The organism is Peptacetobacter hominis (assembly GCF_006861675.1).
Classification (GTDB): domain Bacteria; phylum Bacillota; class Clostridia; order Peptostreptococcales; family Peptostreptococcaceae; genus Peptacetobacter; species Peptacetobacter hominis.
Window position 1 is genome coordinate 1 of sequence record NZ_SGJB01000027.1, and the last position, 2,996, is coordinate 2,996.

A 2,996-nucleotide genomic window follows, 5' to 3' on the forward strand; every position below is an offset into this window, starting at 1 on the left:
TTGGTCAAGTCCTCGACCTATTAGTATCAGTAAGCTGCATACATTGCTGCACTTCCACCTCTGACCTATCAACCACGTAGTCTTCATGGGGTCTTACTCCCGAAGGATGGGAAATCTTATCTCGAGGCTGGCTTCGCGCTTAGATGCTTTCAGCGCTTATCCGTTCCGTACATAGCTACCCAGCCATGCCTCTGGCGAGACAACTGGTACACCAGCGGTACGTCCATCCCGGTCCTCTCGTACTAGGGACAGATCCTCTCAGATTTCCTGCGCCTGCGACGGATAGGGACCGAACTGTCTCACGACGTTCTGAACCCAGCTCGCGTACCACTTTAATGGGCGAACAGCCCAACCCTTGGGACCTACTACAGCCCCAGGATGTGATGAGCCGACATCGAGGTGCCAAACCTCCCCGTCGATGTGGACTCTTGGGGGAGATAAGCCTGTTATCCCCAGGGTAGCTTTTATCCGTTGAGCGATGGCCCTTCCACTCAGAACCACCGGATCACTAAGTCCGTATTTCTACCTTGCTCGACCTGTATGTCTTGCAATCAAGCTCTCTTATGCCTTTACACTCTGTGCACGATTTCCGACCGTGCTGAGAGAACCTTTGAGCGCCTCCGTTACCTTTTGGGAGGCGACCGCCCCAGTCAAACTGCCCGCCTGACAGTGTCCCAAGACCTGATTCAAGGCCTCTGGTTAGAGCCCCGGTACTACAGGGGTGGTATCCCAACGACGGCTCCGCCGGAACTGGCGTCCCGGAATCTCAGCCTCCCACCTATGCTGTACATGTAGTACCAAGACCCAATGCCAGGCTGCAGTAAAGCTCCATGGGGTCTTTCCGTCCTGTCGCAGGTATCCGGCATCTTCACCGGAACTACAATTTCACCGAGTCTGTTGTTGAGACAGTGCCCAAATCGTTACGCCTTTCGTGCGGGTCGGAACTTACCCGACAAGGAATTTCGCTACCTTAGGACCGTTATAGTTACGGCCGCCGTTTACTGGGGCTTAAGTTCACTGCTTCGATTGCTCTGACAGATCCCCTTAACCTTCCAGCACCGGGCAGGCGTCAGCTCCTATACATCGTCTTGCGACTTGGCAGAAACCTATGTTTTTGGTAAACAGTCGCTTGGGCCTATTCTCTGCGGCCACCTTGCGGTGGCACCCCTTATCCCTAAGTTACGGGGTCATTTTGCCGAGTTCCTTAACAACAGTTCTCTCGCTGGCCTTAGGATACTCTCCTCACCCACCTGTGTCGGTTTGCGGTACGGGCGCCTTCAGACTCGATAGAGACTTTTCTCGACAGCGTGAACACGTATGCTTCGCTACTAGATTTCGCTCCCCGTAACACTCCAGCATTGCATCTGCGGATTTGCCTTCAGATACTGCCTCAGTGCTTGGACGTGCATAACCAACAGCACGCTCATACTATCCTTCTGTGTCATCCCTTCTCTCAAACGCCTGTCGGCGGTACAGGAATTTCCACCTGTTGTCCATCACCTACGCCTTTCGGCCTCGGCTTAGGTCCCGACTAACCCAGGGAGGACGAACCTTCCCCTGGAAACCTTGGGTTTACGGCCTGTGGGATTCTCACCCACATCTCGCTACTCATGCCAACATTCTCACTTCCCTGCAGTCCACATGTCCTTACGGTCATGCTTCAACCCGCAGGGAAAGCTCCCCTACCCATCAAAATGATGCCGTGACTTCGGTAACAGGTTTCAGCCCCGGAAATCTTCGGCGCAGGATCACTCGACCAGTGAGCTATTACGCACTCTTTGAATGAGTGGCTGCTTCTAAGCCAACATCCTGGTTGTCTGTGCAATCCCACATCCTTTACCACTTAACCTGTATTTTGGGACCTTAGTCGACGGTCTGGGCTGTTGCCCTCTCGACCGTGAATCTTATCACCCACGGTCTGACTCCCAGATAAAAGACTATGGCATTCGGAGTTTGATAGTCTTCGGTAGGTGCAATACCCCCTAGGACATTCAGTGCTCTACCTCCACGTCTCTGAATCTGAGGCTAGCCCTAAAGCTATTTCGGGGAGAACCAGCTATCTCCGGGTTCGATTGGAATTTCACCGCTATCCACAGGTCATCCCCGAGCTTTTCAACGCTCGTGGGTTCGGTCCTCCACGAAATTTTACTTTCGCTTCAACCTGCCCATGGATAGGTCACCCGGTTTCGGGTCTACGTCATGCAACTTGACGCCCGGTTAAGACTCGCTTTCGCTGCGGCTGCGCACCTTAAGTGCTTAACCTTGCTGCATAACGTAACTCGTTGGCCCGTTCTACAAAAAGTACGCGGTCACACAAGTAATGTGCTCCCACAGCTTGTAGGTGCAGGGTTTCAGGTTCTCTTTCACTCCCCTCCCGGGGTTCTTTTCACCTTTCCCTCACGGTACTATACGCTATCGGTCACCGGGTAGTATTTAGCCTTGGAGGGTGGTCCCTCCTGCTTCCCACAGGGTTTCACGTGTCCCGTGGTACTCTGGATCATATCGGAAGTCTTCTTGCTTCGACTACAGGGCTGTTACCTTCTGTGGCGGAGCTTTCCAGAACTCTTCGTCTGCAATAGCCTCTTCCTTGATGATATGTCCGCAACCCCAGAGAAGAAAACTTCTCTGGTTTGGGCTCTTCCGCTTTCGCTCGCCGCTACTGACGGAATCGAATTTCTTTCTCTTCCTTCGGGTACTTAGATGTTTCAGTTCCCCGAGTTCCCCTCGTAAGGCTATGTATTCACCTTACGATACCATAACATTACTTATGGTGAGTTTCCTCATTCGGAAATCTCCGGATCACAGTTTACGTGCAACTCCCCGGAGCTTATCGCAGCTTATCACGTCCTTCATCGGCTCCCGGTGCCAAGGCATCCGCCCTGCACCCTTAATAACTTGACCAGTTACTAGGCGACAGCTTTTTATAGAAGTCTGTCTCTTCTTTCAGGAAATTTGTTTAAATGATGTCATATCATGTATATATGCAGTTTTCAAAG

The 2,996-nt window shown here is 52.2% G+C and carries 1 rRNA gene; it reads right to left on the reverse strand.

Annotated elements, in window-relative coordinates:
- Window positions 1-2,901 (reverse strand): 23S ribosomal RNA (locus tag EXD82_RS10000).
- Window positions 2,902-2,996: the final 95 nt, after the last annotated feature.